Consider the following 22,093-nt stretch of genomic DNA (forward strand, 5'->3'; position numbering starts at 1 on the left):
CAGGCTCTTAACAGCAACGGCGAACCGGACAAAAGGCCAACCCCAACGTGATATACTGACCGGCCTTTTCGACAAACGTTCGCCCGGGACTCGCTCCCGGACATTCAAAACTGACTTCAGGAAAAACTATGCGTCCAAGCGGCAGAACGCCCGAACAACCCAGAGATGTTCGAATCACCCGCAACTACACCCGTCACGCCGAAGGCTCTGTGCTGGTGGAATTCGGGGACACAAAAGTCATCTGCACTGCCTCCGTCGAAAACAAGGTCCCTCCGTTTCTGAGGGGTGAAGGCAAGGGCTGGATCACCGCCGAATACGGCATGCTGCCCCGCTCTACCGGCAGCCGAATGGGCCGTGAAGCTGCCCGCGGCAAGCAGGGTGGCCGGACCGTCGAAATCCAGCGCCTGATTGGCCGCTCCCTGCGTGCAGCGGTGGATCTGACCGCTCTCGGTGAACACTCCATCACCATTGACTGCGATGTCATCCAGGCCGATGGCGGCACCCGCACCGCAGCCATCACCGGCGGCTGCGTGGCACTGGTTGATGCCCTGAACCACCTGGTTGCTGACAAGCGCCTCAAGAAATCTCCGCTCAAGCAGATGGTCGCCGCGCTTTCAGTCGGTGTTTACAAAGGCACCCCGGTGGTGGATCTGGACTACCCGGAAGACTCCGAGGCCGAAACCGACATGAACGTCATCATGACGGACCGGGGCGGTTTCATTGAGATTCAGGGGACTGCGGAAGGTGCACCGTTCGACCAGTCAGAACTGGACAGCATGCTGACTCTGGCCAAACAGGGTATTGAGCAGTTGTTTGAGATTCAGAAGGCGGCGCTGGCAGATTAAGTTTGTTGCCCGCGTGTCCGGAGGGGGAAACCTTTCCGGGACACGCTACAAGCACATCCATGTGCGCTCGTCTCCGGCCTTCCCTGGCCGGAGACGGTCCCGGAAAGGCTTCCCCCTCCGAACCCGCTACTATTCCGGTAAGATCTCGCCTCAGAAGCCGATTTCGATGTCGTAATCCATGATCACCGGGGCGTGATCAGAGAAGCGGGTTGAGTCGTCAATCCAGCCATCTTCGATGGTCTTGCGGATTCCTGGTGTCAGCAGCTGGTAATCCACCCGGATGCCGGCATTCTTGCGGGAACCCTCGGCCTGCTCGGGCCACCAGGTGAACTGATTGCTCTGCTTGTTGATCTCCCGGAAGCCGTCAACGCAGCCCATCTCATCGAACAGACGATCCAACCAGGCACGCTCGTGGGGCAGGAAACCGGAGAAATCCAGTTTGTGGTACAGCGGGCTGGCGTCGGTTACGTGATGGGCAGTCTGCAGGTTGGCGCAGAAGATGAACTGACGGCGCTTACGAAGGGTCTTTTGCATGTGCAGACCGAAGGACTCCATGAATTCGTCCTTGTGGTCGAGAACCGTCAGGTCGTCCTCGCCAATCAGCTCGTCCTCACGACCCAGCGCACAGGGCGCCAGGACGCAGGCAACCGAGACCTTGTCAAAATCGGCCTGAATGAACCGGCCTTCCCGATCGGCCTGTTCGTTGGCAAATCCATACATGATGGCCTTCGGGAAATGACGGGTGTATATGCCGACACCGCCATCTTCATTCTTTTCGCCATCAATAAAGTAGGCCTCGTAACCTTCCGGAATCAGGTTATAGTCCTCAATCTCGTAGGCCCGCATGCGATGGTCCTGAACGCAGACCACGTCAGCGTCCTGCTCCGCCAGCCAGTCGAAAAAACCTTTTTCAACAGCCTGGGCGAGGCCATTGACGCTGATTGACACTACCCTCATACGTGTTCCCTGATTCGGTTTGTGTGTATGATACCGTTTTTACGAGCTAATTAAAGATCAACACCCGCCAGAAGCCTTGTCATGCACGACTATCAGCAAAAATTTATCGAATTTGCCATCCGCCGGAATGTACTACGCTTTGGTGAGTTCACGCTCAAGTCGGGCCGAACCAGCCCCTACTTCTTCAATGCTGGACTTTTCAATACCGGGGACGACCTGCTTCAGTTAAGCAAGGCCTATGCCGCCGCGATCGCGCGCAGCGGCCTGGATTATGACATTATTTTCGGCCCTGCCTATAAGGGCATTCCGTTGGCCACCGTCACAGCAATGGCGCTGGCTACAGACGGTAACAGCAAACCCTTTGCGTTTAATCGTAAGGAAAAGAAAGATCATGGTGAGGGCGGCAACATTGTTGGCGCACCGTTGCAGGGCAAAGTACTGATTGTCGATGATGTGATCACCGCCGGTACCGCGATCCGGGAATCCATCGATATCATCCGGGCCGCCGGGGCTGAACCTGCAGGCGTGCTGATTGCTCTGGATCGCCAGGAAAAAGGCAACGGCGAACTGTCTGCCATCCAGGAAGTGGAAAAGGAATTCGGCATTCCGGTGGTGAGCATTATTCGTCTCGAGCAGGTTTTGGACTATCTTAAAGCCAACCCGGAGTTTGCCGGGCATGCCGAAAAGGTAGCCAGTTATCGGGATCGTTACGGAGTCTGATTGATGGCCAATCGTCTGACCGCACTGTCTGTTAAAACAACGGCGCTGGCGCTTGCCCTGGGGTTTTCTGCCCAGGCGGCTGCCAATATGTACCGTTACACGGATGAGAACGGCCAGATCGTAATCAGCAGCACCATCCCCCAGGAAGCCACCAAGCGGGGCTATGACATCCTGAGCAACAATGGCCGCGTGATCGAAACCATTCCACCGGCACCAACCGAAGAAGAAATTGCTGCCCGGGAAGCGGAAAAACAGCGCCAGAAGGAACTCGCAGAACAGCGCGAGCAAGACCGCGCGCTGCTGAAACGCTTCAGCCATCCGGATCAGGCCGTGAAAGCCATGCACCGGAAAATCCGCGAGCTAGAGGGTCTTATCCAGCTCAAGCGCGGCAATATATCGGTGATATCGAGCCAGCTGGATAACGAACAGAGTCGGGCCGCCAACATGGAGCGGGCCGGTCGCGAGATTCCCGAGGGCACGCTGGAGAAGATCCGGCGGCTGGAGGCCCAGATTCGCGACATTGAGCGGGAAATTGCCTCACAGACCCAGGAAATCGACGAACTACGAAAGGCTTTTGAGGACGACATCGAACGCCTGGAAGAAGTTACCGGCGAGGCACGAACTCTGCCACTGGATCACACCAAGACCGACAACTGATTCTGCACTGAAATTTCCGAGACCAAAAAAAAAGCCACCGGTGTTAGCCGGTGGCTTTTTCATTTCACTCACCTACCGATGAGGTGCTATCCACAATTCAGGCGGATGCAGTGCTCTTCTTGGCAGTGGAAGTGGTCTTGCGCGCAGTGGTCTTGCGTGCAGCCGTCTTCTTCGGCTCAACCGTTTTTTTCGCATCCTTCGCAGCGTCAGACACATCTTCCGCGGCTTCTGCAACTGCATCAGCGCCTTCGGCTGCTTCTTTTTCCAGCTTGGCGACCAGGTCACCAGCAAAGCTGCCAAAACGGCTGTTCAGGTTGCGCAGCTGATCGAACAGGCTATCGCTGTAGCCGTTGTAACGCTTGCGCAGGGTCTTCACGCTGTACTCGCGCGCTTCAGACTCGAGCTTCTCGGCGTAATCGAACGGCTTGGAAGCCAGCTTCTTCTGCTGCTCTTCAGCGGCGTTGATACCCTTGTCCACGATTTCCTGGAGCTGTTCCTGATAAGACTTGAGTTTACCCATGATAAATCCCCTTGGTTTCCTGAAAGTTCCAAGGCCCTGTCGAAACCAGTGCAACGAAGGCCTTACTTCAATCTCACCACCCAAGTTACGCCTTAAAATTAGAATGTTCATACTAAAAGCAGGAAGTGAACGAATAAGGGCTTTTACGGATTATTCACTTGATCCTGAAAACCCGGCTGGCATAATGCCGTGCTTTCACAGAAGCCCGTCTCCCCGTTTTATTCAGGCTCCATACGCTTAATCACCAAAGGCCTCGATCAGGCCCGTATGCGAGTAACCATGACCACCAGCAAAACCCGACAACCGCATTTCTTCATATTTCTTTTACCAGTGATTGCCGCCTCTTTCCTCCTTGCTGCCTGCCAGGAAGATTCCCGCGCCGTCAGCACCAGCTCTGACAGGGCCAGTGAAATCGCAAATTCGCGGCTGAACAAGGCGACCGACGGGCTCATGACCACACTTGGGCAGACTCGGGAAACCGGATATACAGCCACTGAGCCGAAGGAGTTGACATGGACAGCTCCACTGACCCGTGAGGACGGCTCGTCACTGGCACTTGGAGAGATTGCGGAATTCAGGGTCTACTATCGGTTCAGACACCAGGACAACTTCAAGGTTATCCACATTGAGAGTCCTGCAACCACAAGACTCTCTCTGGCGGAGATGGCGCCAGGCGCTTACGAGTTCGCCATCACCACCGTGGATATTCAGGGGTTGGAGAGCCGGCGCTCAACTCCGGTCAACGTCGATCTGATCTGACTGAGGTTTACCAGCGGAAAATCACCCAGCTAGGCACCAACATGTCGGACTCGGTTTCCCGGATCCAACCGCCGCCATCCGCCGGCACCAGGTAATACTCCGGTCCGACTTCCGGTACAACCTTGATTTCCATCAGCTGTCCGTTGACCCGGTATTCATAGAACACTTCCTGCTCACCCGGGCGAATAACAATCTCGGGGCCCTGGCTTGCAGGCTGGTAATCCGAGATCACCACTGGCTCGTCGGGAGTTGTCACCGGCGTCTCATCCAGAGCGCCTTCTTCCTGGGCCAGAGCAGCCAAAGGCAGACAGGCGAGCAACAAAGCCGGGCAGGCGATTCGTTTCATTTTCGTGATACCCTTTCGTCCATCGATTTCAGTACAGAGTTGCATAAGCCAACCCACGCTTCAATCAGATTCCGGACCTGTTTTGACATGACCAGCAAAAACACACCACCTGTGGTTCTTGTGGACGGATCGTCCTATCTTTTCCGTGCTTATCATGCACTTCCACCGCTCACCACAAGCAAGGATCATCCGACAGGAGCCATTAAAGGCGTGATCAGCATGCTCCGCCGCCTGGAGCAGGATTTTCCCGGGTCCAAGATGGTGGTGGTGTTCGACGCCAAGGGCAAAACCTTCCGGCACGATCTCTATGAAGAGTACAAGGCCAACCGACCTCCCATGCCGGAGGATCTCGCCTGCCAGATCGAGCCTATTCACGAGATCGTAAAGGCCATGGGGCTGCCGCTGCTAACGGTGACAGGCGTTGAGGCCGACGACGTGATCGGCACCCTTGCCAACGAAGCAACCAGCAAAGGCATCGATGTGGTGGTCTCCACCGGCGACAAGGACATGGCGCAGCTGGTCAGCGATCACGTTACGCTGATTAACACCATGACCGAGACCCGGATGGACCGGGACGGCGTGGTGGAGAAATTCGGCGTTACTCCGGAGCAGATTGTCGATTACCTGGCCCTGGTGGGCGATAAGGTGGACAACATCCCCGGCGTCAACAAGTGCGGACCGAAGACCGCGGTCAAATGGCTTCAGAGCTACGACAACCTGGACAACGTCATCGAACACGCCGACGATATCAAAGGCAAGATCGGTGAATACCTGCGGGACGCAACGGAGACCCTGCCCCTGAGCCGTGAACTGGCGACCATCCGCACCGACGTGGAACTGGATTTTGGCCTGGAAGACCTGAAACTCCGGGAGCAGGACGACCAGCAATTGCTTGAGCTGTTCAGGGAGTATGAATTCCGAAGCTGGATCGCCGAACTCGAAGAGGACGAAAGTTCCTCTTCCAGCAATGCCAGAGCCGGCGATGAAAACCCCAAACCGGAAACCGGCGAAAAAGACTACAGCATCATCACCGACCAGAAAGAACTGGATCAGTGGATGGAGCGCCTTGGGGCGGCGGAGCTGTTTGCCTTCGACACAGAGACCACCAGCCTTCGCTACATGGACGCCGAAATCGTCGGTGTCTCCTTTGCCGTAAAGCCGGGCGAAGCCGCCTATGTCCCGCTGGGGCACGACTATATGGGCGCGCCCGAGCAGCTGGACCGTGATCAGGTGCTGGACCAGCTTAAACCACTGCTGGAGAACCCCGACGTGGCAAAGGTCGGCCAGAATCTGAAGTACGACAAAAACGTACTGGCCAACCACGGCATTACCCTGGAGGGCATTGCCGAAGACACCATGCTGGAATCCTACGTTCTGAACTCTGTGGCCACGCGGCACGATATGGACAGCCTCGCCATGTACTACCTCGGCGAGAAGACCACCAGCTTTGAGTCCATTGCGGGGAAAGGCGCGAAACAGCTCACTTTCAACCAGATTGACCTTGAAAAAGCGGCGCCCTACGCCGCCGAAGATGCGGACATTACCCTGCGCCTGCACCAGACCCTGCGACCGAAGCTGAAAGAGACCGGAAAACTGGCCGCTGTGTACGAAGATATCGATTTACCCCTGGTGCCGGTACTGTCGCGAATGGAGCAGCGTGGCACCCTCATCAGCGCGAGTACTCTGCGCCAGCACAGCCAGGAACTGGCGGAGCGCATGGCGGAGCTGGAAAAAGAGGCCCATGAAGTGGCCGGGGAAACCTTCAACCTGGGCTCCACCAAGCAGCTGCAGGCGATCTTCTACGACAAGATGGGGCTGCCGGTCATCAAGAAAACCCCAAAGGGCGCGCCGTCAACAGCGGAGCCGGTGCTTCAGGAACTCGCCCACGAACACGAACTGCCGCGTCTGATTCTTGAGCACCGAAGCCTGAGCAAGCTGAAGTCGACCTACACCGACACGCTGCCGGAGCTGATTCACCATCGTACCGGCCGGGTACACACGTCCTACCATCAGGCTGTCACTGCTACCGGTCGACTGTCCTCGTCGGAACCCAACCTGCAGAATATCCCCATCAGGAGCGAACAGGGACGCCGTATAAGGCAGGCCTTTATAGCGCCCGAGGGATACAAGCTCGTCGCTGCCGACTACTCTCAGATCGAGCTTCGGATCATGGCCCATCTCTCGGGAGACAAAGGGCTGCTCAAAGCGTTTGAGAAGGGCGAAGACATTCACAAGGCAACGGCATCGGAAGTATTCGGGGTCAGCCTTGACGATGTGTCCTCAGACCAGCGTCGGAGCGCCAAGGCCATCAACTTCGGCCTGATCTACGGCATGTCCGCCTTTGGCCTTTCCCGGCAACTCGACGTTGAGCGCAAACTCGCCCAGGAATACATCGATCGTTATTTCGAACGCTATCCCGGCGTTCTTAAATACATGGACAACATCCGCAAACAGGCCCATGACGACGGTTTTGTGGAGACGCTCTTCGGCCGGCGCCTGTACCTGCCAGAGATAAACGCCCGCAACAAACAACTGCAGCAGGCTGCGGAGCGAACCGCTATCAACGCCCCGATGCAGGGTACTGCCGCGGATATCATCAAGCGGGCCATGGTGGATGTAGAGAACTGGCTGCTCAAAGAGCACGCCGATGAAGCTCGCATGACCATGCAGGTGCACGATGAACTGATTCTTGAGGTCAAAGAATCGGCACTCGACAAGATCCGATCAGGACTTGAGAAGCGTATGTCGGCAGCGGCCGAGCTGGACGTTCCCCTGCTGGTGGAAGCCGGCGTCGGCGACAACTGGGATGAGGCTCACTGACGCTCCCAAAAACAGGGCATGGACGCCCTTGCACGCACCGAAAACGCTCATACTTGCAAGCACTGAACCTGCCCTCAGCTTTCGCGGCTTGCCGCCAGGCCGCGGAGGTGCCAAGGCCGGCCGATTCTATCGCCTTTACGGCACGATATTCGCTACGATTCCAGAGTCGGCGCCGCCCCATCAGACACTCCGGGCTGCGCCATGTTGTGACACCCATCTCCGAGGCTCATACCATGACTTCTCTGGCATCTGAACGTAGCTGGCTGCTGGACCCCAGCGTGCTGAAACTGGTTCACCAGTGCCGCCGCCTGATTCACACGGAATTCGGCGTCAAACTGCACCTCACGGAAGAGCATCTGGAACAACAACTGGCCGATTACGCGCGGAAAACCCGCTCCAGTCAGCTGACTCGTGTTTGGGAGACCCTCAAAGAACGGGTTCCGCAGCTCAATATTGAGCCCGAGGAAGAAGATGACGGCCTCAAGCGTAACTACAGAGGCCAGGTCATTGCCGATGCTCCGCCCGCATCAGCGGAACAGGACGAGGAGGGACAGATCGACCCGCCACGGAAGAAAAAAGTCATCTACCGTGGCCAGGTGGTTGGCTGACCGGCCTTCAGCCGGCCAGATTCTCCGGATTTTAGAAGGACTTGCTTACTTCGAACGCAGCGCTCCAGGCGCTCAGATCGTACTCAGCAGCGTAAAGGCTTGGATCCTCGACACCAGGCGCCAGTTGCGCGATCTCGCTCGGGTTTTCATGCTGGTAATTCCGATCGTTGACTCGTGGATCGTCCGTGAACAAGAGCGTTCCAACCGCTACGTCGACCGTCCAGCCACTTTGGGCGTCAGCCCATTGGGCACCGAGAGTCAGCCAGTGACGATCACTGGAGGGAATTCGGGCGGTAACATACTGATTCACGGGCGACTCATCCCAGGCATATCCGGCTTTAAACGCCCATTCAGGCGAAGCCTGCCAGATAGCACCAGCGTTGATCTGCCAGCTGTTTTCCCATTGTTCGGTAACATGAGAAATCACAGCGCCTTCTTGCGGCGCACCACTAACGGCACCACCAGCTTCGGTGCTGACGATATCAAGCTCCTCGAATCGGCTCCAACGAGCGTAAGTTGCTCCAGCCAGAAGAGTAACGTTATCGGTAAGGCTGTGACGAAGCCCCAGGGTCGCGCTCTCAGGAATCGCAAGAGGCACCTTGATACTCTCTGAGGCGGACAGCGTCGGCCCCATCGGGTTGGACGGATTGGTTATGCCAGAGATTTCCAGGTCACCCTCCAGCTCGAGTTCCGTACCCGTCTGAAGCGTGAGGCCAATCTGAGTAGCGCTGGTCAGCTCATAAAGAAAGCCAACACGGAACGTCATGCCAACATCGTCACCCTCTGCATCCGCATAAGGCTCCTCAAGTGCAAGCGCCGCTGTCCCTACTTGAGCACTGATGTCCTGGTAGCGGCTCAAGCGTCCTTCCGCGTATAGGACATTCAAACCAACACCCATTGACAGGCCCTGGCCATTGTTAAGAGAAACCGAGGGCGTGAATGCGATCGCCGTGAGCTCTGTCTTGTCAGCGAAAAAACGCCCTGCAAAGTCGTTATCGTAATCCGCCGCCAAACCATAGGGCGCATGGATTCCAAAACCTACATCTATCGACTCGTTGATTTCATGACTTAGATAAAAATTCGGCAGCACCGCAGGGTCTGCAATATCCCCTCCGCTACTGGCCGGGCTTACAGGCACCGAGGGATTGTTTCTGGAGGTCCGGATACTACTTTCCTTGGCCTCAGCATCAATATCCAGAACCGCAGCACCAAACGAAATATTTGTGCCCGACAACTGGCTCATACCGGCGGGGTTAAAAAGAACGGTGGTCGCATTTTCGGGGTTGGCAGCGGCGCCTGCGTTGGCGGTGCCCATGGCGCTGGCGCTCTGCTCATTCAGGGAAAAGCCGCCTGCCAGCGCGCTGGCTGGTGCGGCGAGCGCCGCGAGGGTGGTAAAACGTACAGCTCGTGTAAGCATTGAAGATCGGTGTTGCATGGTATCTCCTTGTTGAATCGCTCGGAGTATACGCACCACCCCTTACTGGCCTCAAATGCCATTCCTAACGGTTTGGGGCGCTAACTTTCTACGACCAAAGTCTAATTATGATCCAGCCGTCAGTCATCCTGGATTGAAAGCTTATCAACCGAGGAAGACAGTTTATCGGCCCCCTGGGCATCCGCCCCCAGCTTGATCATCAGACGCAGGTCGTTGGCAGAATCGGCATGAGCCAGGGCGTCCTCGTAGGTAATCGACCCTTCTGCATAGAGCTGATAAAGCGCCTGATCAAAGGTCTGCATGCCGGATTCGTTGGATTTGGACATCAGCTCTTTCAGCCGGTGTACCTCGCCCTTCCGGATCAGGTCCGACACCAGCGGGGTATTGATCAGCACCTCGATAACCGCCTTCCGGCCCTTGCCGTCCGGCGTTGGCACTAGCTGCTGGGCCACAATGGCCTTGAGGTTCAGGGACAGGTCCATCCAGATCTGGTTATGCTGTTCCGGAGGGAAGAACTGGATAATCCGGTCCAGCGCCTGGTTCGCGTTGTTGGCGTGCAGGGTGGCCAGACACAGGTGACCGGTCTCGGCGAATTGCACGGAATATTCCATGGTCTGCCGGGTACGCACCTCACCGATCAGGATCACGTCGGGCGCCTGACGCAGCGTGTTCTTCAGCGCCACTTCGAAGCTCTCGGTGTCGATACCCACCTCGCGCTGGGTGACGATACAACCCTGATGCTGGTGCACGAATTCGATCGGGTCTTCGATGGAAATGATGTGGCCACGGCTGTTGCGGTTACGATGCCCGAGCATGGCCGCAAGGGACGTAGACTTGCCGGTACCGGTAGCGCCCACGAACATGATCAGGCCACGCTTGGTCATGGCCAGTTCCTTGATTACCTCCGGCAACGACAGATCATCGATTTGCGGGATCTTTACCTCGATCCGACGCAGCACCATCCCGCACAGGTTGCGCTGGAAAAAGGCAGAAACACGGAAACGGCCAATGCCACGGGCACTGATAGCGAAGTTACACTCATGGGTTTCCTCGAATTCGGCGCGCTGCTTGTCGTTCATGGCGCCGTAAACGAACTCCCTGGTCTGCTCCGGCGTCAACGCGTTCTTGGTGACCGGTAGAACCTTCCCGTTCACCTTCATACTCGGCGGCACACCCGCTGTAATAAACAGGTCCGAACCGCCCTTCTCCACCATCAGCCGTAACAGTTTTTCGAATTCCATTTTTGTACCCAGTCTTCTTTGTTTGGTGCCTGACTTCCAGGCACCAGGAACCTACCAGTTAAAAATTATCGGGCATCTTGGCCTTGGCCCGCGCCGCTTCACGGGAAATAAGCCCTTTCTGCAGCAGCCGCTCCAGGCACTGGTCCAACGTCTGCATGCCCAGTGAACCGCCGGTCTGGATCGACGAATACATCTGCGCGATCTTGTCTTCCCGGATCAGGTTCCGGATCGCAGACGTACCGATCATGATCTCGTGCGCCGCAATCCGGCCGCCGCCCATTTTCTTCATCAGGGTCTGGGATATAACTGCCTGCAGGGATTCTGACAGCATCGACCGCACCATGGACTTTTCCTCCGCCGGGAACACGTCGACCACACGGTCAATGGTCTTGGCGGCAGAGGTGGTGTGAAGTGTGCCGAACACAAGGTGGCCCGTTTCGGCCGCCGTCAGCGCGAGGCGGATGGTTTCCAGATCCCGAAGCTCACCCACCAGAATGATGTCGGGGTCTTCCCGCAGTGCTGAACGCAGTGCTTCGTTGAAGCCCAGGGTATCGCGGTGAACTTCACGCTGGTTGACCAGACATTTCTTGGAGTCGTGTACAAATTCAATGGGGTCTTCAATGGTAAGAACGTGTTCGTAGCGGGTGTCGTTGATGTAATCGATCATCGCCGCCAGCGTGGTGGACTTACCCGAGCCGGTCGGGCCGGTCACCAGAACCAGCCCCCGGGGCACTGAAGACACGTCCTTGAACACCTGCCCCATACCCAGATCTTCCATGGTCAGTACTTTGGAAGGGATGGTCCGGAACACGGCGCCTGCGCCACGGTTCTGGTTAAAAGCGTTAACACGGAAACGGGCGACGCCCGGAACTTCGAAGGAGAAGTCGGTTTCCAGGAATTCCTCGTAGTCCTTACGCTGCTTGTCATTCATGATGTCGTAGATGAGCCCGTGGACTTCTTTGTGCTCCATGGGCGGCAGGTTGATGCGGCGTACATCACCATCAACACGAATCATCGGGGGCAAACCGGCAGAGAGGTGCAAGTCAGACGCACCCTGTTTCGCCGAAAAGGCAAGCAGTTCAGTAATATCCATAGGAATCCTCGGAAGGCTTTTTCTTTTATCCCGGTAGCTTCCGCCCGGCGGGGCCCCGGCGCGGTTCACTTGGCATTTCAGTGACCTGCGGGTAACGTGTCACCGTACAAGTGACAGACCGAGCGTGGCATTCTCACACTATGAGCAGCATAGCAGACAACATCGGGAGCGTAACCCGACGCATACAAAAAGCAACATTGCAGGCAGGCCGTGCGCCCGGGTCTGTGCATTTGCTCGCCGTCAGCAAAACCCGACCACCGGAAGACCTGCGGGAAGCCTTCGCTGCCGGGCAGCGGGCCTTTGGTGAGAACTACCTCCAGGAGGCCCTCGAGAAGATCGAGGCGCTTTCAGATCTCGAGGGCGTCGACTGGCATTTCATCGGGCCGATCCAGTCCAACAAGACGCGACAGATGGCCTCCGCCTTTGCCTGGGTGCACAGCGTCGACCGACTCAAGATTGCCCGTCGCCTGAGCGAACAGCGCGATCCTGCGCTGCCGCCATTGAATATCTGTCTTCAGGTCAATATTAATGAGGAAGAGAGCAAATCCGGCTGCACTCTGGATGAGCTGCCGGATCTGGTGGCCGAAATCGGCGAATTGCCGAACCTCATCTTGCGAGGCCTGATGGCCATTCCGGACCCGGATCAGCCTGAAGCAGGATTGAGAGCCAGTTTCCGGAAACTTGCCAATACTCTGAAACAGCTGCGGTCAGACCATCCCGACGCCGGCCCACTCGACACACTGTCGATAGGCATGTCCGGCGACCTGGAAGTCGCGATTGCGGAAGGCGCCACCTGGGTACGGGTCGGCACTGCCCTATTCGGCAAACGCCCAGTAAAGAGCTGAACCGGCCGGTTCCTGCTATGATCAGGGCCGGACGTTTAACCGATCAACCGGGGAGTTAACCTTGAGCACATCACCAACCATTTCTTTTATTGGCGCCGGCAACATGGCCAGCGCCATCATTGGCGGTATGCTGGATAACGGCTATAAGGCCGGCAATATCTGGGTCAGCGCGCCGGATGACGCGCACCTGCAGACAATCCGCAAGCGCTTTGGCGTAAGCGTCACCACAGACAACCGGTACTGCGCCCAGCAGGCTGACATGGTAGTTCTGGCGGTGAAACCCCAGGTCATGGCCGATGTCTGTCGCGACATTGCACCAGTGGTCCAGAACACTCGCCCACTGATGGTATCCATCGCCGCCGGCCTGACAGCGGATACCCTCGATGGTTGGCTTGGTGGCGGCCTGCCGATGGTTCGGGTAATGCCCAACACACCGTCCCTGGTCGGCAAAGGGGCTGCAGGCCTGTTTGCCAACAAAGAAGTGAAAGACAAACAGAAGAAGATGGTGGAATCGGTGTTCGAAAGCATCGGGTCAGCGCTCTGGGTTGAGGACGAAAACCTGCTGCACGCGGTTACCGCCCTCTCCGGCAGCGGCCCCGCCTATTTCTTCCTGATGCTTGAGGCGCTTGAGGAAGCGGCCACCGAGGCTGGCATCGCCGCCGGAACCGCGAGGGAACTGGCTATCCAGACCATGGCGGGAGCCGCGGAAATGGCCGGTCGAAGCGAGCACGATCCCGGCCAGCTCAAGCGTAATGTGATGTCTCCTGGCGGAACCACCGAACAGGCCATCAACACGTTCGAGGAAGGTGGTATGCGCGATCTGGTAGCCAAAGCGTACAAGGCCGCCTTCAAGCGTTCGGAAGAAATGGCCAAAGAACTGGCAGGCAAACAGTAACCGATAACGGAGACACGGCTTCATGCTGGCAGATATTCTGATTACCATCCTGCTCATCGCATCCACCTTTTACCTGACCATTGTGCTGCTTCGGTTCCTGCTTCAACTGGCCAGGGCCGACTTCTACAATCCCATCACTCAATTCGTGGTCAAGGCCACCAATCCACCGCTACGCCCGCTACAGCGGGTTATTCCTGGCCTGGGCGGTTTCGATGGAGCTTCGCTGGTTCTTGCAGTCATCATTCAGGGCATCACCTTCTTCCTGATCCTGGTGGCGCTGAACGGCGGCATTCCGGCCATAAATCCGATTACGCTGCTGGTGTGGGCGGTACTGAACGTACTGGACCTGATCGTGAAGATCTATTTCTGGTCGGTAATTGCAGTGGTCGTCGTCAGTTGGATCGCGCCGGGCAGCGGCCATCCGGCCATCCAGCTGGTCGCCCAGATCACCGAGCCGGTCATGCGCCCGGTGCGCAATATCATGCCCTCCATGGGCGGCCTGGACCTGTCACCCATCATCGTTTTCCTGATTCTGAACGTGATCTCAGTGGTGATTGAACACATGAAAATGGCCGCAGGCCTCGGCTCCATCGGGCTCGGTATGTAAACCCCGTCTCAAATATACACTTTGTAACACTTAGCCACGAAATCCATCATTCCCGAGCTGCAAATTCATGTGACTGATTTTGCAGCTTTTTTATTGAATTTCCGGCAAGTTTGGCCACTTCTTCCACTCCGGCCCAGCCACAAACTTGGAAATAACAGGATAGTATTAACGGTAATTAATCCGTCACCCGTGAGCACCCCGTTCTGAGCGGGATACCAGGAAGTCGCGCAGAAGGAAAATCCGATGAACCAACAGGGAACTCTGTCGCAGCAGGTAGAGGCTTATCACAACTGGAAAAAAGAGCTGATCCGCCAGATCGGCAGGTATCGGTTGTGGCTGCAGGACAACAATCTGTTCTCCGACGATGTCAGCACCCGCATACGCCACGGGCTGGAGCTGCTCATTGAGGATGAACTGACCATTGCGTTTGTCGGCGAATACTCCCGCGGTAAAACCGAACTGATCAACGCCCTGTTCTTCTCCGAGTATGGCCAGCGCATGCTCCCGTCTCAGGCGGGGCGCACGACCATGTGCCCCACGGAGCTGTTCTTCGATCGCAGCGCCAATGAAAACTACCTGCTCCTGCTTCCCATCGAGACCCGAAACGGCGAACTGTCCCTGCAGCAGTTGCGCAAGCAGCCGGAACGCTGGGTCAAACATGAGCTGGATGAGCGCGACCCTGAGATCATGCGGGAGGTGCTTGCCGAGGTTGCCCGCGTCAAGAGTGTGCCACCTGAGGAGGCTCGCGCACTCGGCTTCGACGAAGGCATGCTCGAGAATGATCGCAACAACCCGGGCAATGTACTTGTACCTGCCTGGCGGAACGCACAGATCAGCATCCGCCACCCCCTGTTCGAGCGCGGCCTGCGGATCCTCGATACGCCGGGCCTGAATGCTCTTGGCTCCGAGCCGGAGCTGACGATCAGCATGCTGCCCCGCGCCCATGCGGTGATCTTTGTGCTGAGTGCCGACACCGGTGTGACTGCCAGCGACATGACCATCTGGAAAGAGCACATCGACACCCAGCACGCCGATCATCGCGCCGGCCGCTTTGCCGTGCTGAACAAGATCGACGTGCTCTGGGATGACCTCCAGGGCGAGCGCCACACCAACGAGGCGATTGAGCGGGTGCGCGGTTATACGGCCGACCACCTGGGCATGCGCCAGCACGATGTTATCCCGGTTTCTGCCAAGCAGGGGCTGGTCGCAAGGGTAAAGAAAGACAACGACCTGTTTGACCGTTCCAATATCAATCAGCTTGAGCAGCTGATTATCCAGCGCATTCTCATGCACAAGGAACAGCTGATCACCCAGAGTCTGATCAACGACCTGCTAGGCATGCTCCAGAACAGCCAGGCAGCCATGCAGTACCGCCTCGAATCCCTGGAGGAAGAACTCCAGGCGTGCGCGGGCGTTACCATGGACAAGGCAGCGCTGGGCCGCCTCGCAGAACGCGCCCAGAAAGACTACGACTTTTACTACAAGAAGCTGATCACCCTGCGCTCCAGCCGTCGCCTCATGGACTCCCAGGGCGACCTGCTGAAGAAGCTGGTGAGCGAGGACCGCTTCGAAGCCCACGCAGAACGCGTGCGTACCAGCATGTCAAAGAGCTGGACCACGGCCGGCATGAACCGCGCCATGGACCAGTTCTTCGAATTGCTTGAAAGCGACCTGACCAACCTGTTGAGCGAAGGGCACCTGGCCGAAAAAATGGTGGGCGCGATTTACCGTCGCTATAACGAAGACAACCGGGCCCGTCACCTTGAGCCCATCCCGCTGCGGGCCGGGCGCCATGTCATTGCCATCCGCGAGTTGCGCAAAAAAGCGAGACGCTTCCGCATCAGTCCGAAGAATCTGCTCACCGAGCAATCGGTTCTGGTTCGCCGTTTCTTCAATGTCATGGTGGGCGAAGCCCGCACACTGCATGCCCGTGTACGCCAGGACGTTGAGCGCTGGCCATCGGAAGCCCTGCTACCGATCATGCAGTATTCCATGGAGCAGAAGCAGCTTCTGGAGCACCAGATCCGGCGCCTTCGCGATATGGTCCGCAACGACAAGGACAGCCGCACCGAGCGCCTGCGCCTGACCAACACCATTGCCGACCTGCGCAGGCAACTGGAACTGGCCGACGCGATGCAGCGCCAGATCCGCAAACCGGCCCCCACCCTGATCCAGCAAAAAGTGGTGAACATCTCCGGCGCTGTGTAGTGTCCCGTCTGGCTCATGCCGAGCCCTTCGGCTTTTCAGAAGCTCAGTAGGTTAAGGCATGAGCCAGACGGGACACTAAGCCCCGCAAGCGCGACCATTCAGGCGGTTGCAGCCATCACGCCCCGGCTTTAAACTGCTGGGCTGGCGATGGCTTTGTCATTGCTTTTCCAGACACTTACGGATCGAACCAGGAACCATTCGCGCCGATGCCTGATACCCTGCCTGCGGATTCTGTCGGGATTGTCTCCCCGCAGACCTATCATTTCGACGCTCCCATCGATCTGGCCTGCGGCCAGTCCCTGGAAAACTACGACCTGGTGGTGGAAACCTACGGCACCCTGAATGCCGACGCCAGCAATGCCGTTCTTATCTGCCACGCCTTGAGCGGCCATCACCACGCGGCCGGCTACCACTCTGCCGAGGACCGCAAACCCGGCTGGTGGGACAGCTGTATCGGCCCCGGAAAACCCATCGATACCGATCGTTTTTTTGTTGTCAGCCTGAACAATCTGGGCGGCTGTCACGGCAGCACCGGCCCCAACAGCATCAATCCCGAAACCGGAAAGCCGTTTGGCCCGGAGTTTCCGGTTATCACCGTGGGCGACTGGGTCAAGAGTCAGGCGCTGCTGGCAGATCGGCTCGGCATTCAATGCTGGGCGGCCGTTGTTGGCGGCTCCCTCGGCGGCATGCAGGCCCTGCAGTGGAGCCTGGACTACCCCGATCGCCTGCGGCATGCGGTGGTGATTGCGTCCACTCCGCGATTGACCGCCCAGAATATTGCCTTCAATGAAGTGGCACGCCAGGCAATAACCTCTGATCGGGAGTTTCACGAGGGGCGCTATTACGACTTTGATACGGTTCCCAGGCGTGGCCTTATGCTGGCGCGGATGGTTGGCCATATCACGTATCTGTCTGATGCCTCCATGGGCGAGAAATTTGGCCGCGAACTCCGTGACCAGGCTTACAAGTTTGGTTATGACGCGGAGTTCCAGGTCGAGAGCTACCTCCGCTATCAGGGCGAACGCTTTTCCGAATCGTTTGACGCCAACACCTACCTGCTGATGACCCGTGCCCTGGACTACTTTGATCCGGCCTACGAGTTTGGCGGCGACCTCTCGAAAGCACTGGCAGCGGCCAGTTGCGAATACCTGGTGTTGTCATTTAGCACCGACTGGCGCTTCACGCCGGCCCGCTCGGAAGAAATGGTCAATGCCATGATTGGCGCGCGCAGAAAGGTCAGCTACGCCGAGGTGGACGCACCCTGGGGACACGACGCGTTTCTGATTCCGACCCCGCGGTACACTGACATCTTTAACGCCTACATGGACCGGGTAGCACGGGAGGTCGGCGCATGAGACCGGATCTCGAAATCATCCAGCAGTGGGTTCAGCCCGGCCACCATGTTCTGGACCTGGGCTGTGGCGACGGCACTCTGCTTGATTTCCTTCAGCGGGAACGGGGTGCCAGTGGCTTCGGCCTGGAGATTAACCCGGACCACATCACCGCCTGCATGGGCCGCGGAGTGGCGGTTATCGAACAGAACCTGGACACCCAGGGGCTGGGGAACTTTGAAGATGGCAGTTTCGATATTGTTCTGATGACCCAGGCGCTTCAGGCGGTCCGGCGCCCTGACAGGGTACTGGATGAAATGCTGCGGGTTGGCAGCGAAGGCATCGTGACCTTCCCCAACTTTGCTCATTGGCGATTGCGCTGGGGACTGACTTTGAGCGGTCGTATGCCCGAATCCGAGGCACTGCCGTATAAATGGTATAACACGCCCAACATAAGGTTGTGCACCTTCAAGGATTTTGAGGCACTGTGCCGTCAGAAAGGCATCAGGATCAAAAGCCGCCGGGTGGTTGACGGCCAGCACCAGAACAGCTGGCTGGCTCGTCTCTGGCCGAACTTGTTGGGCGAAATTGCCATTTACCGAATCACACGGGAGACCTAGCAATGATCGCAAAAACCTTTTCCACATTCCGTACGCTGCTGGCAATTACGCTGATTGGCCTGTTCAGCCTGCAGGCACAGGCCGGCTCGAAGGATTTCGGAGACTACAAGGTACTCTGGAGTGTCCTGCCCAGCACCTTCCTGGCTCCGGAAGTCGCCCAGGCCAATAATCTTCAGCGGAGCAAGGGCATAGGCATCGTCAATATCTCCATCATGGAGGAAAACGACGATGGCTCAATGTCCCCGGTGAGCGGCCAGGTGGAAGGCAAGGTAACCAACGATGTCCAGCAGGTGCGCTTCCTGGCGTTCCGCCGCATCCAGGAGGGCGACTCCGTGTACTTTATTGCCGAGTATCAGTATTCCTCCGGCGAACTGATGACTTTCAATATTACCGCACGCCCTACCGGACACCAGCAGGACCTGGCGGTACGGTTTGCTCACACACTGTTCAGCGATTAAGCCTCTATGACCAACCGACTTGTCATCGCCAGCAATAACAAGGGCAAAATCGCCGAGTTGACCGAGCTCCTGGCACCTCTTGGCATGACGCCGATTGCCCAGGGCGATCTGGGCGTCGGTGAAGCCGAGGAGCCGGCGGTCACCTTTGTAGAAAACGCGATTCTCAAAGCGCGCCACGCGGCCCGGGAAACCGGGCTGCCAGCACTCGCTGACGACAGTGGTCTGGCGGTGGACGCGCTTGAGGGCCGTCCGGGCGTGCGCTCTGCCCGCTTTGCCGGCGATGATGCAACCGATCAGGACAATGTGGACGCGCTGCTCGACGCCATGGCGGGCGTGCCGGACGGGCAGCGGGGCGCCCAGTTTCACTGTGTGCTGGTATACCTGCGCCATGCCGAAGACCCGACCCCGATCATCTGCCATGGCCGCTGGCCGGGCTCGATCCTCAGATCCCCTCAGGGCGATGGCGGCTTCGGTTATGACCCGGTGTTCCTGGCACCAGAGCACGGCTGCAGTGCGGCGGAACTGTCTCGCGCCGAAAAGGGCAGCATCAGCCACCGCGGACGCGCCCTTAAGATTCTGCTGGATCAGCTGAAGGCCGAGGCCTGAAACAGTTGAGTAATACCAGCCCCGGGGACGATCAGCAGCCAGCGGCGGTTAGGCCGCCGTTGAGCCTCTATATTCACGTACCCTGGTGCGTGCGGAAGTGCCCCTACTGTGACTTCAACTCCCACGCTTTCACCGGGACAATCCCGGAATCCGCCTATCTGCAGGCTCTGCTCGAAGATCTCGACCAGGACCTGGCCTTTGCCACCGATCGACCAATAGAGACCGTGTTCATCGGAGGCGGCACTCCGTCCCTGATGAGCGGCGACTTCTACGATCGCCTGTTCAGGGAACTGCGGGCACGCCTTGCCTTCGCCACAAATGCCGAAATTACCCTGGAAGCCAACCCCGGCACGCTCGAAGCCGGCCGGTTCGACGCGTTCCGGGCAGCGGGCATCAACCGTCTGTCCATCGGGGTCCAGAGTTTCAATCCCGACCATCTCAAAACGCTGGGGCGCATTCACGATGCCGATGCCGCCCACCGGGCCATACGCGCCGCTCGCCGTGCCGGGTTCGATAACTTCAATATCGATCTGATGCACGGTCTGCCGGGCCAGACGCCCGGGCAGGCACTTGAGGACATCCAGACTGCCCTGGACTACAAACCACCGCATCTCTCCTGGTACCAGCTGACCCTCGAGCCCAATACCGAGTTTTACAGCCGTCCGCCAGAACTGCCCGACGACGATCATCTCTGGGACATCTATCGCCGGGGTTCCGATTACCTGCACCAACACGGCTACGAGGATTACGAAGTCTCGGCCTGGAGCCTCCAGGGAAGGGCCTCCCGTCACAATCTGAACTACTGGACGTTCGGGGACTACCTGGCCCTCGGGGCTGGGGCCCACGGCAAGATCAGCCTGGTGGACGGGGGTATCAGGCGATACTGGAAGACCCGGCAGCCGGACGCTTACCTGAACCGGATCGGCAGCCGAACGGCCGGTTCTGATGCGATTGCCGTGGACGATCTGCCGCTGGAATTCCTGATGAACGCCCTCAGACTGAAAGAAGGAGTGGATGAAAGCCTTTTTTCTGAACGAACGGGTTTACCCCTGACAACAGTTGGAGTAAAACTTGAACAACTGCGGAATGAAAAGCTGCTGGTAAGCGATCGACTCCAGGCAACCGACCTGGGCCAGAGATACCTTAACAGCCTGTTGGAGCGTTTTCTGTAATGGACCCTGCACACGGAGTGGCAGCATTTCCCAAAAGCCTGAAAGCCAGCCTGGTCGTGGCTGCCGTGCTGCTGTTCGCTCTGCTTATGGTCAACCAGCCTCTGCAGACGGCATCAGCACCCCAGGGTATCGTGAGCTATCAGCTGGCCGGGACTGCCGATCAGGCCCACGCCATTTTTCGCAGCTGGGGAAGCGAAGGGGTTGCCTGGGCGAAGGTTTCGCTGTGGCTGGACTTCCTGTTCATTCCTGCCTACATGCTGGCCCTGATTCATCTTACCCGGCACTTTACCCGTGATCGCCCCGGCATTCGCGAGCGGGTGGGTGCCCGTTGGGTACGGGCCCTGTTCGCAACTGCCGGCCTGAGCGACGGTGCAGAGAACATTCTGTTGCTGAACAATTTCAACCCGCCCACCGATGAGATGAGCCTGTCCGCAACCCTATGCGCACTCATCAAATTCACGGCGCTCACGCTCGGCATCGCCGGGCTGGTCATCATCCGGGCGTCACGGCGCCACCCGCTCGCGCATCACTGACCCCCGATCAACGCCTCTTAATTGGTGCGATAGAACAACAGGTCCCAGACACCGTGACCGAGGGTTTCGCCCCGCTTCTCAAACTTGGTAATTGGACGGTCGTCAGGGCGCGGTGAATAGCCACCGGTCTCCTGGGTGTTGGCAAAGCCCTCGGACTCGCTCATCACCTCGAGCATATGCTCGGCATAATTCTCCCAGTCGGTCGCCAGGTGCAGAATGCCGCCTACCCTCAACTTGTGACGAACCCGCTGGACAAACTCGTGCTGGATCAGCCGGCGCTTGTGATGCTTTTTCTTGTGCCAGGGATCGGGGAAGAACACCATCACGCGATCCAGGCACGCATCCGGAAGGCAGAGGTCAATCACATCGTTGGCATCAATACTGTAAATCCGGACGTTTTCCAGGCCACGGTCCTCGATCTCCTTGAGCAACGCGCCAACACCGGGCTGATGAACTTCAACCCCGATAAAATCCTGTTCGGGAGCGGCCTCAGCCATGTCGGCCAGGGACCGCCCCATACCAAAACCGATTTCCAGGTTCAGCATGTTGTCGCGGCCGAACACTTCCCTGGGATCAATCATTCCGTCCTCACGGGTCAGCCCGTACTTCGGCCAGCTCCGCTCGAACGCCTTTTTCTGGCCTTCCGTCATCCGGCCCTGGCGCAAAACAAAGCTGCGCACACCGCGACGGGTGGTGACCGGCGAATCGGCGGCCTCTTTGGGATCTTGCGGTTCTTTATGGTCTGTCATCTGCAATCCTTAACCGCAGGCAGCGGGTCATGGTTAACGGGATTTGCCAACAGTTTACCAGAGTGTTG

At 57.8% G+C, this 22,093-nt stretch carries 23 protein-coding genes; 16 read left to right on the forward strand and 7 right to left on the reverse strand.

The window, feature by feature from the left end:
- The first annotated feature begins 128 nt into the window (after nucleotides 1-128).
- A complete protein-coding gene (gene rph / locus MDHKLMBL_RS16650; protein WP_092033172.1) occupies nucleotides 129-845 on the forward strand; it encodes a ribonuclease PH in 717 nt (238 codons plus the stop codon).
- A 150-nt stretch (nucleotides 846-995) separates the two neighbouring features.
- On the opposite strand, the gene MDHKLMBL_RS16655 is transcribed toward rph, so the two are convergent.
- The gene (locus MDHKLMBL_RS16655; protein ID WP_008174210.1) at nucleotides 996-1,802 is read right to left on the reverse strand and encodes an exodeoxyribonuclease III; all 807 of its coding nucleotides are present in this window, start codon (nucleotides 1,800-1,802) and stop codon (nucleotides 996-998) included.
- Between the two features lie 81 nt (nucleotides 1,803-1,883).
- On the opposite strand from MDHKLMBL_RS16655, the gene pyrE reads away from it, so the two are divergent.
- On the forward strand, nucleotides 1,884-2,522 hold the full coding sequence (pyrE, locus tag MDHKLMBL_RS16660) for an orotate phosphoribosyltransferase (RefSeq protein WP_008174208.1): 639 nt from the start codon (nucleotides 1,884-1,886) through the stop codon (nucleotides 2,520-2,522).
- Nucleotides 2,523-2,525: 3 nt separating this feature from the next.
- The gene (locus MDHKLMBL_RS16665) at nucleotides 2,526-3,179 is read left to right on the forward strand and encodes a DUF4124 domain-containing protein (protein WP_104271529.1); all 654 of its coding nucleotides are present in this window, start codon (nucleotides 2,526-2,528) and stop codon (nucleotides 3,177-3,179) included.
- A 97-nt stretch (nucleotides 3,180-3,276) separates the two neighbouring features.
- On the opposite strand, the gene MDHKLMBL_RS16670 is transcribed toward MDHKLMBL_RS16665, so the two are convergent.
- Nucleotides 3,277-3,699 carry a hypothetical protein gene (locus tag MDHKLMBL_RS16670; RefSeq protein WP_014575893.1) on the reverse strand — a complete coding sequence of 141 codons (423 nt, stop codon included), beginning with the start codon at nucleotides 3,697-3,699 and terminating at the stop codon, nucleotides 3,277-3,279.
- A gap of 279 nt (nucleotides 3,700-3,978) precedes the next feature.
- Here MDHKLMBL_RS16670 and MDHKLMBL_RS16675 point away from each other — a divergent pair, with 279 nt between their 5' ends.
- Nucleotides 3,979-4,458, forward strand: coding sequence for a fibronectin type III domain-containing protein (locus MDHKLMBL_RS16675; RefSeq protein ID WP_227507713.1), 480 nt, complete (start codon nucleotides 3,979-3,981; stop codon nucleotides 4,456-4,458).
- Between the two features lie 7 nt (nucleotides 4,459-4,465).
- Here the strand turns inward: MDHKLMBL_RS16675 and MDHKLMBL_RS16680 are convergent, their stop codons facing one another.
- Nucleotides 4,466-4,804, reverse strand: a complete 339-nt coding sequence (locus MDHKLMBL_RS16680; RefSeq protein ID WP_008174197.1) for a DUF2782 domain-containing protein — start codon at nucleotides 4,802-4,804, stop codon at nucleotides 4,466-4,468.
- 87 nt (nucleotides 4,805-4,891) lie between these two features.
- On the opposite strand from MDHKLMBL_RS16680, the gene polA reads away from it, so the two are divergent.
- A complete protein-coding gene (gene polA / locus MDHKLMBL_RS16685; RefSeq protein WP_104271531.1) occupies nucleotides 4,892-7,624 on the forward strand; it encodes a DNA polymerase I in 2,733 nt (910 codons plus the stop codon).
- A 233-nt stretch (nucleotides 7,625-7,857) separates the two neighbouring features.
- A complete protein-coding gene (locus tag MDHKLMBL_RS16690) occupies nucleotides 7,858-8,232 on the forward strand; it encodes a hypothetical protein (RefSeq protein ID WP_008174194.1) in 375 nt (124 codons plus the stop codon).
- Between the two features lie 31 nt (nucleotides 8,233-8,263).
- Here MDHKLMBL_RS16690 and MDHKLMBL_RS16695 read toward each other — a convergent pair whose 3' ends face one another.
- From MDHKLMBL_RS16695 to MDHKLMBL_RS16705, 3 genes are all read right to left on the reverse strand, one after another.
- The gene (locus MDHKLMBL_RS16695; RefSeq protein ID WP_490401406.1) at nucleotides 8,264-9,667 is read right to left on the reverse strand and encodes an OmpP1/FadL family transporter; all 1,404 of its coding nucleotides are present in this window, start codon (nucleotides 9,665-9,667) and stop codon (nucleotides 8,264-8,266) included.
- A gap of 119 nt (nucleotides 9,668-9,786) precedes the next feature.
- A complete protein-coding gene (locus MDHKLMBL_RS16700; protein WP_008174191.1) occupies nucleotides 9,787-10,908 on the reverse strand; it encodes a PilT/PilU family type 4a pilus ATPase in 1,122 nt (373 codons plus the stop codon).
- Nucleotides 10,909-10,966: 58 nt separating this feature from the next.
- On the reverse strand, nucleotides 10,967-12,001 hold the full coding sequence (locus MDHKLMBL_RS16705; protein ID WP_008174189.1) for a type IV pilus twitching motility protein PilT: 1,035 nt from the start codon (nucleotides 11,999-12,001) through the stop codon (nucleotides 10,967-10,969).
- Nucleotides 12,002-12,141: 140 nt separating this feature from the next.
- Here MDHKLMBL_RS16705 and MDHKLMBL_RS16710 point away from each other — a divergent pair, with 140 nt between their 5' ends.
- The 10 genes from MDHKLMBL_RS16710 (at nucleotide 12,142) to MDHKLMBL_RS16755 (ending at nucleotide 21,276) form a co-directional block, all read left to right on the forward strand.
- Complete coding sequence (locus MDHKLMBL_RS16710) at nucleotides 12,142-12,846, forward strand: YggS family pyridoxal phosphate-dependent enzyme (protein ID WP_104271533.1); 705 nt, start codon at nucleotides 12,142-12,144, stop codon at nucleotides 12,844-12,846.
- A 61-nt stretch (nucleotides 12,847-12,907) separates the two neighbouring features.
- A complete protein-coding gene (gene proC, locus MDHKLMBL_RS16715; protein ID WP_014575886.1) occupies nucleotides 12,908-13,741 on the forward strand; it encodes a pyrroline-5-carboxylate reductase in 834 nt (277 codons plus the stop codon).
- Nucleotides 13,742-13,763: 22 nt separating this feature from the next.
- Nucleotides 13,764-14,348 (forward strand): YggT family protein, encoded by a 585-nt coding sequence (locus MDHKLMBL_RS16720; RefSeq protein ID WP_008174183.1) that lies wholly within the window; start codon nucleotides 13,764-13,766, stop codon nucleotides 14,346-14,348.
- 243 nt (nucleotides 14,349-14,591) lie between these two features.
- Nucleotides 14,592-16,556 carry a dynamin family protein gene (locus tag MDHKLMBL_RS16725; RefSeq protein WP_104271535.1) on the forward strand — a complete coding sequence of 655 codons (1,965 nt, stop codon included), beginning with the start codon at nucleotides 14,592-14,594 and terminating at the stop codon, nucleotides 16,554-16,556.
- 206 nt (nucleotides 16,557-16,762) lie between these two features.
- Complete coding sequence (gene metX / locus MDHKLMBL_RS16730; RefSeq protein WP_053114210.1) at nucleotides 16,763-17,911, forward strand: homoserine O-succinyltransferase MetX; 1,149 nt, start codon at nucleotides 16,763-16,765, stop codon at nucleotides 17,909-17,911.
- Nucleotides 17,908-18,507: a methionine biosynthesis protein MetW gene (gene metW / locus MDHKLMBL_RS16735; protein WP_008174176.1), complete on the forward strand. Its 600-nt coding sequence runs from the start codon at nucleotides 17,908-17,910 to the stop codon at nucleotides 18,505-18,507. Before metX ends, metW begins: the two co-directional genes overlap by 4 nt.
- Before the next feature lie 2 nt (nucleotides 18,508-18,509).
- Nucleotides 18,510-18,965: a DUF4426 domain-containing protein gene (locus MDHKLMBL_RS16740; RefSeq protein WP_008174175.1), complete on the forward strand. Its 456-nt coding sequence runs from the start codon at nucleotides 18,510-18,512 to the stop codon at nucleotides 18,963-18,965.
- 6 nt (nucleotides 18,966-18,971) lie between these two features.
- On the forward strand, nucleotides 18,972-19,571 hold the full coding sequence (gene rdgB / locus MDHKLMBL_RS16745) for an RdgB/HAM1 family non-canonical purine NTP pyrophosphatase (RefSeq protein ID WP_053114208.1): 600 nt from the start codon (nucleotides 18,972-18,974) through the stop codon (nucleotides 19,569-19,571).
- A gap of 5 nt (nucleotides 19,572-19,576) precedes the next feature.
- Nucleotides 19,577-20,743: a radical SAM family heme chaperone HemW gene (gene hemW, locus MDHKLMBL_RS16750; RefSeq protein WP_039882032.1), complete on the forward strand. Its 1,167-nt coding sequence runs from the start codon at nucleotides 19,577-19,579 to the stop codon at nucleotides 20,741-20,743.
- Nucleotides 20,743-21,276: a hypothetical protein gene (locus tag MDHKLMBL_RS16755; RefSeq protein ID WP_008174168.1), complete on the forward strand. Its 534-nt coding sequence runs from the start codon at nucleotides 20,743-20,745 to the stop codon at nucleotides 21,274-21,276. Before hemW ends, MDHKLMBL_RS16755 begins: the two co-directional genes overlap by 1 nt.
- Nucleotides 21,277-21,293: 17 nt before the next feature.
- On the opposite strand, the gene trmB is transcribed toward MDHKLMBL_RS16755, so the two are convergent.
- The gene (gene trmB / locus MDHKLMBL_RS16760; protein ID WP_008174166.1) at nucleotides 21,294-22,025 is read right to left on the reverse strand and encodes a tRNA (guanosine(46)-N7)-methyltransferase TrmB; all 732 of its coding nucleotides are present in this window, start codon (nucleotides 22,023-22,025) and stop codon (nucleotides 21,294-21,296) included.
- Nucleotides 22,026-22,093: the final 68 nt, after the last annotated feature.

The sequence above is a fragment of the Marinobacter flavimaris genome, assembly GCF_002933295.1.
Taxonomy (GTDB): Bacteria; Pseudomonadota; Gammaproteobacteria; order Pseudomonadales; family Oleiphilaceae; genus Marinobacter; species Marinobacter flavimaris.

Excerpts from the sequence above, each read along its gene's own strand:
- rph (WP_092033172.1), top strand. The coding sequence starts at position 129 with ATGCGTCCAAGCGGCAGAACGCCCGAACAACCCAGAGATGTTCGAATC.
- MDHKLMBL_RS16655 (WP_008174210.1), bottom strand. The coding sequence starts at position 1,802 with ATGAGGGTAGTGTCAATCAGCGTCAATGGCCTCGCCCAGGCTGTTGAA.
- pyrE (WP_008174208.1), top strand. The coding sequence starts at position 1,884 with ATGCACGACTATCAGCAAAAATTTATCGAATTTGCCATCCGCCGGAAT.
- MDHKLMBL_RS16665 (WP_104271529.1), top strand. The coding sequence starts at position 2,526 with ATGGCCAATCGTCTGACCGCACTGTCTGTTAAAACAACGGCGCTGGCG.
- MDHKLMBL_RS16670 (WP_014575893.1), bottom strand. The coding sequence starts at position 3,699 with ATGGGTAAACTCAAGTCTTATCAGGAACAGCTCCAGGAAATCGTGGAC.
- MDHKLMBL_RS16675 (WP_227507713.1), top strand. The coding sequence starts at position 3,979 with ATGACCACCAGCAAAACCCGACAACCGCATTTCTTCATATTTCTTTTA.
- MDHKLMBL_RS16680 (WP_008174197.1), bottom strand. The coding sequence starts at position 4,804 with ATGAAACGAATCGCCTGCCCGGCTTTGTTGCTCGCCTGTCTGCCTTTG.
- polA (WP_104271531.1), top strand. The coding sequence starts at position 4,892 with ATGACCAGCAAAAACACACCACCTGTGGTTCTTGTGGACGGATCGTCC.
- MDHKLMBL_RS16690 (WP_008174194.1), top strand. The coding sequence starts at position 7,858 with ATGACTTCTCTGGCATCTGAACGTAGCTGGCTGCTGGACCCCAGCGTG.
- MDHKLMBL_RS16695 (WP_490401406.1), bottom strand. The coding sequence starts at position 9,667 with ATGCAACACCGATCTTCAATGCTTACACGAGCTGTACGTTTTACCACC.
- MDHKLMBL_RS16700 (WP_008174191.1), bottom strand. The coding sequence starts at position 10,908 with ATGGAATTCGAAAAACTGTTACGGCTGATGGTGGAGAAGGGCGGTTCG.
- MDHKLMBL_RS16705 (WP_008174189.1), bottom strand. The coding sequence starts at position 12,001 with ATGGATATTACTGAACTGCTTGCCTTTTCGGCGAAACAGGGTGCGTCT.
- MDHKLMBL_RS16710 (WP_104271533.1), top strand. The coding sequence starts at position 12,142 with ATGAGCAGCATAGCAGACAACATCGGGAGCGTAACCCGACGCATACAA.
- MDHKLMBL_RS16720 (WP_008174183.1), top strand. The coding sequence starts at position 13,764 with ATGCTGGCAGATATTCTGATTACCATCCTGCTCATCGCATCCACCTTT.
- MDHKLMBL_RS16725 (WP_104271535.1), top strand. The coding sequence starts at position 14,592 with ATGAACCAACAGGGAACTCTGTCGCAGCAGGTAGAGGCTTATCACAAC.
- metX (WP_053114210.1), top strand. The coding sequence starts at position 16,763 with ATGCCTGATACCCTGCCTGCGGATTCTGTCGGGATTGTCTCCCCGCAG.
- metW (WP_008174176.1), top strand. The coding sequence starts at position 17,908 with ATGAGACCGGATCTCGAAATCATCCAGCAGTGGGTTCAGCCCGGCCAC.
- MDHKLMBL_RS16740 (WP_008174175.1), top strand. The coding sequence starts at position 18,510 with ATGATCGCAAAAACCTTTTCCACATTCCGTACGCTGCTGGCAATTACG.
- rdgB (WP_053114208.1), top strand. The coding sequence starts at position 18,972 with ATGACCAACCGACTTGTCATCGCCAGCAATAACAAGGGCAAAATCGCC.
- MDHKLMBL_RS16755 (WP_008174168.1), top strand. The coding sequence starts at position 20,743 with ATGGACCCTGCACACGGAGTGGCAGCATTTCCCAAAAGCCTGAAAGCC.
- trmB (WP_008174166.1), bottom strand. The coding sequence starts at position 22,025 with ATGACAGACCATAAAGAACCGCAAGATCCCAAAGAGGCCGCCGATTCG.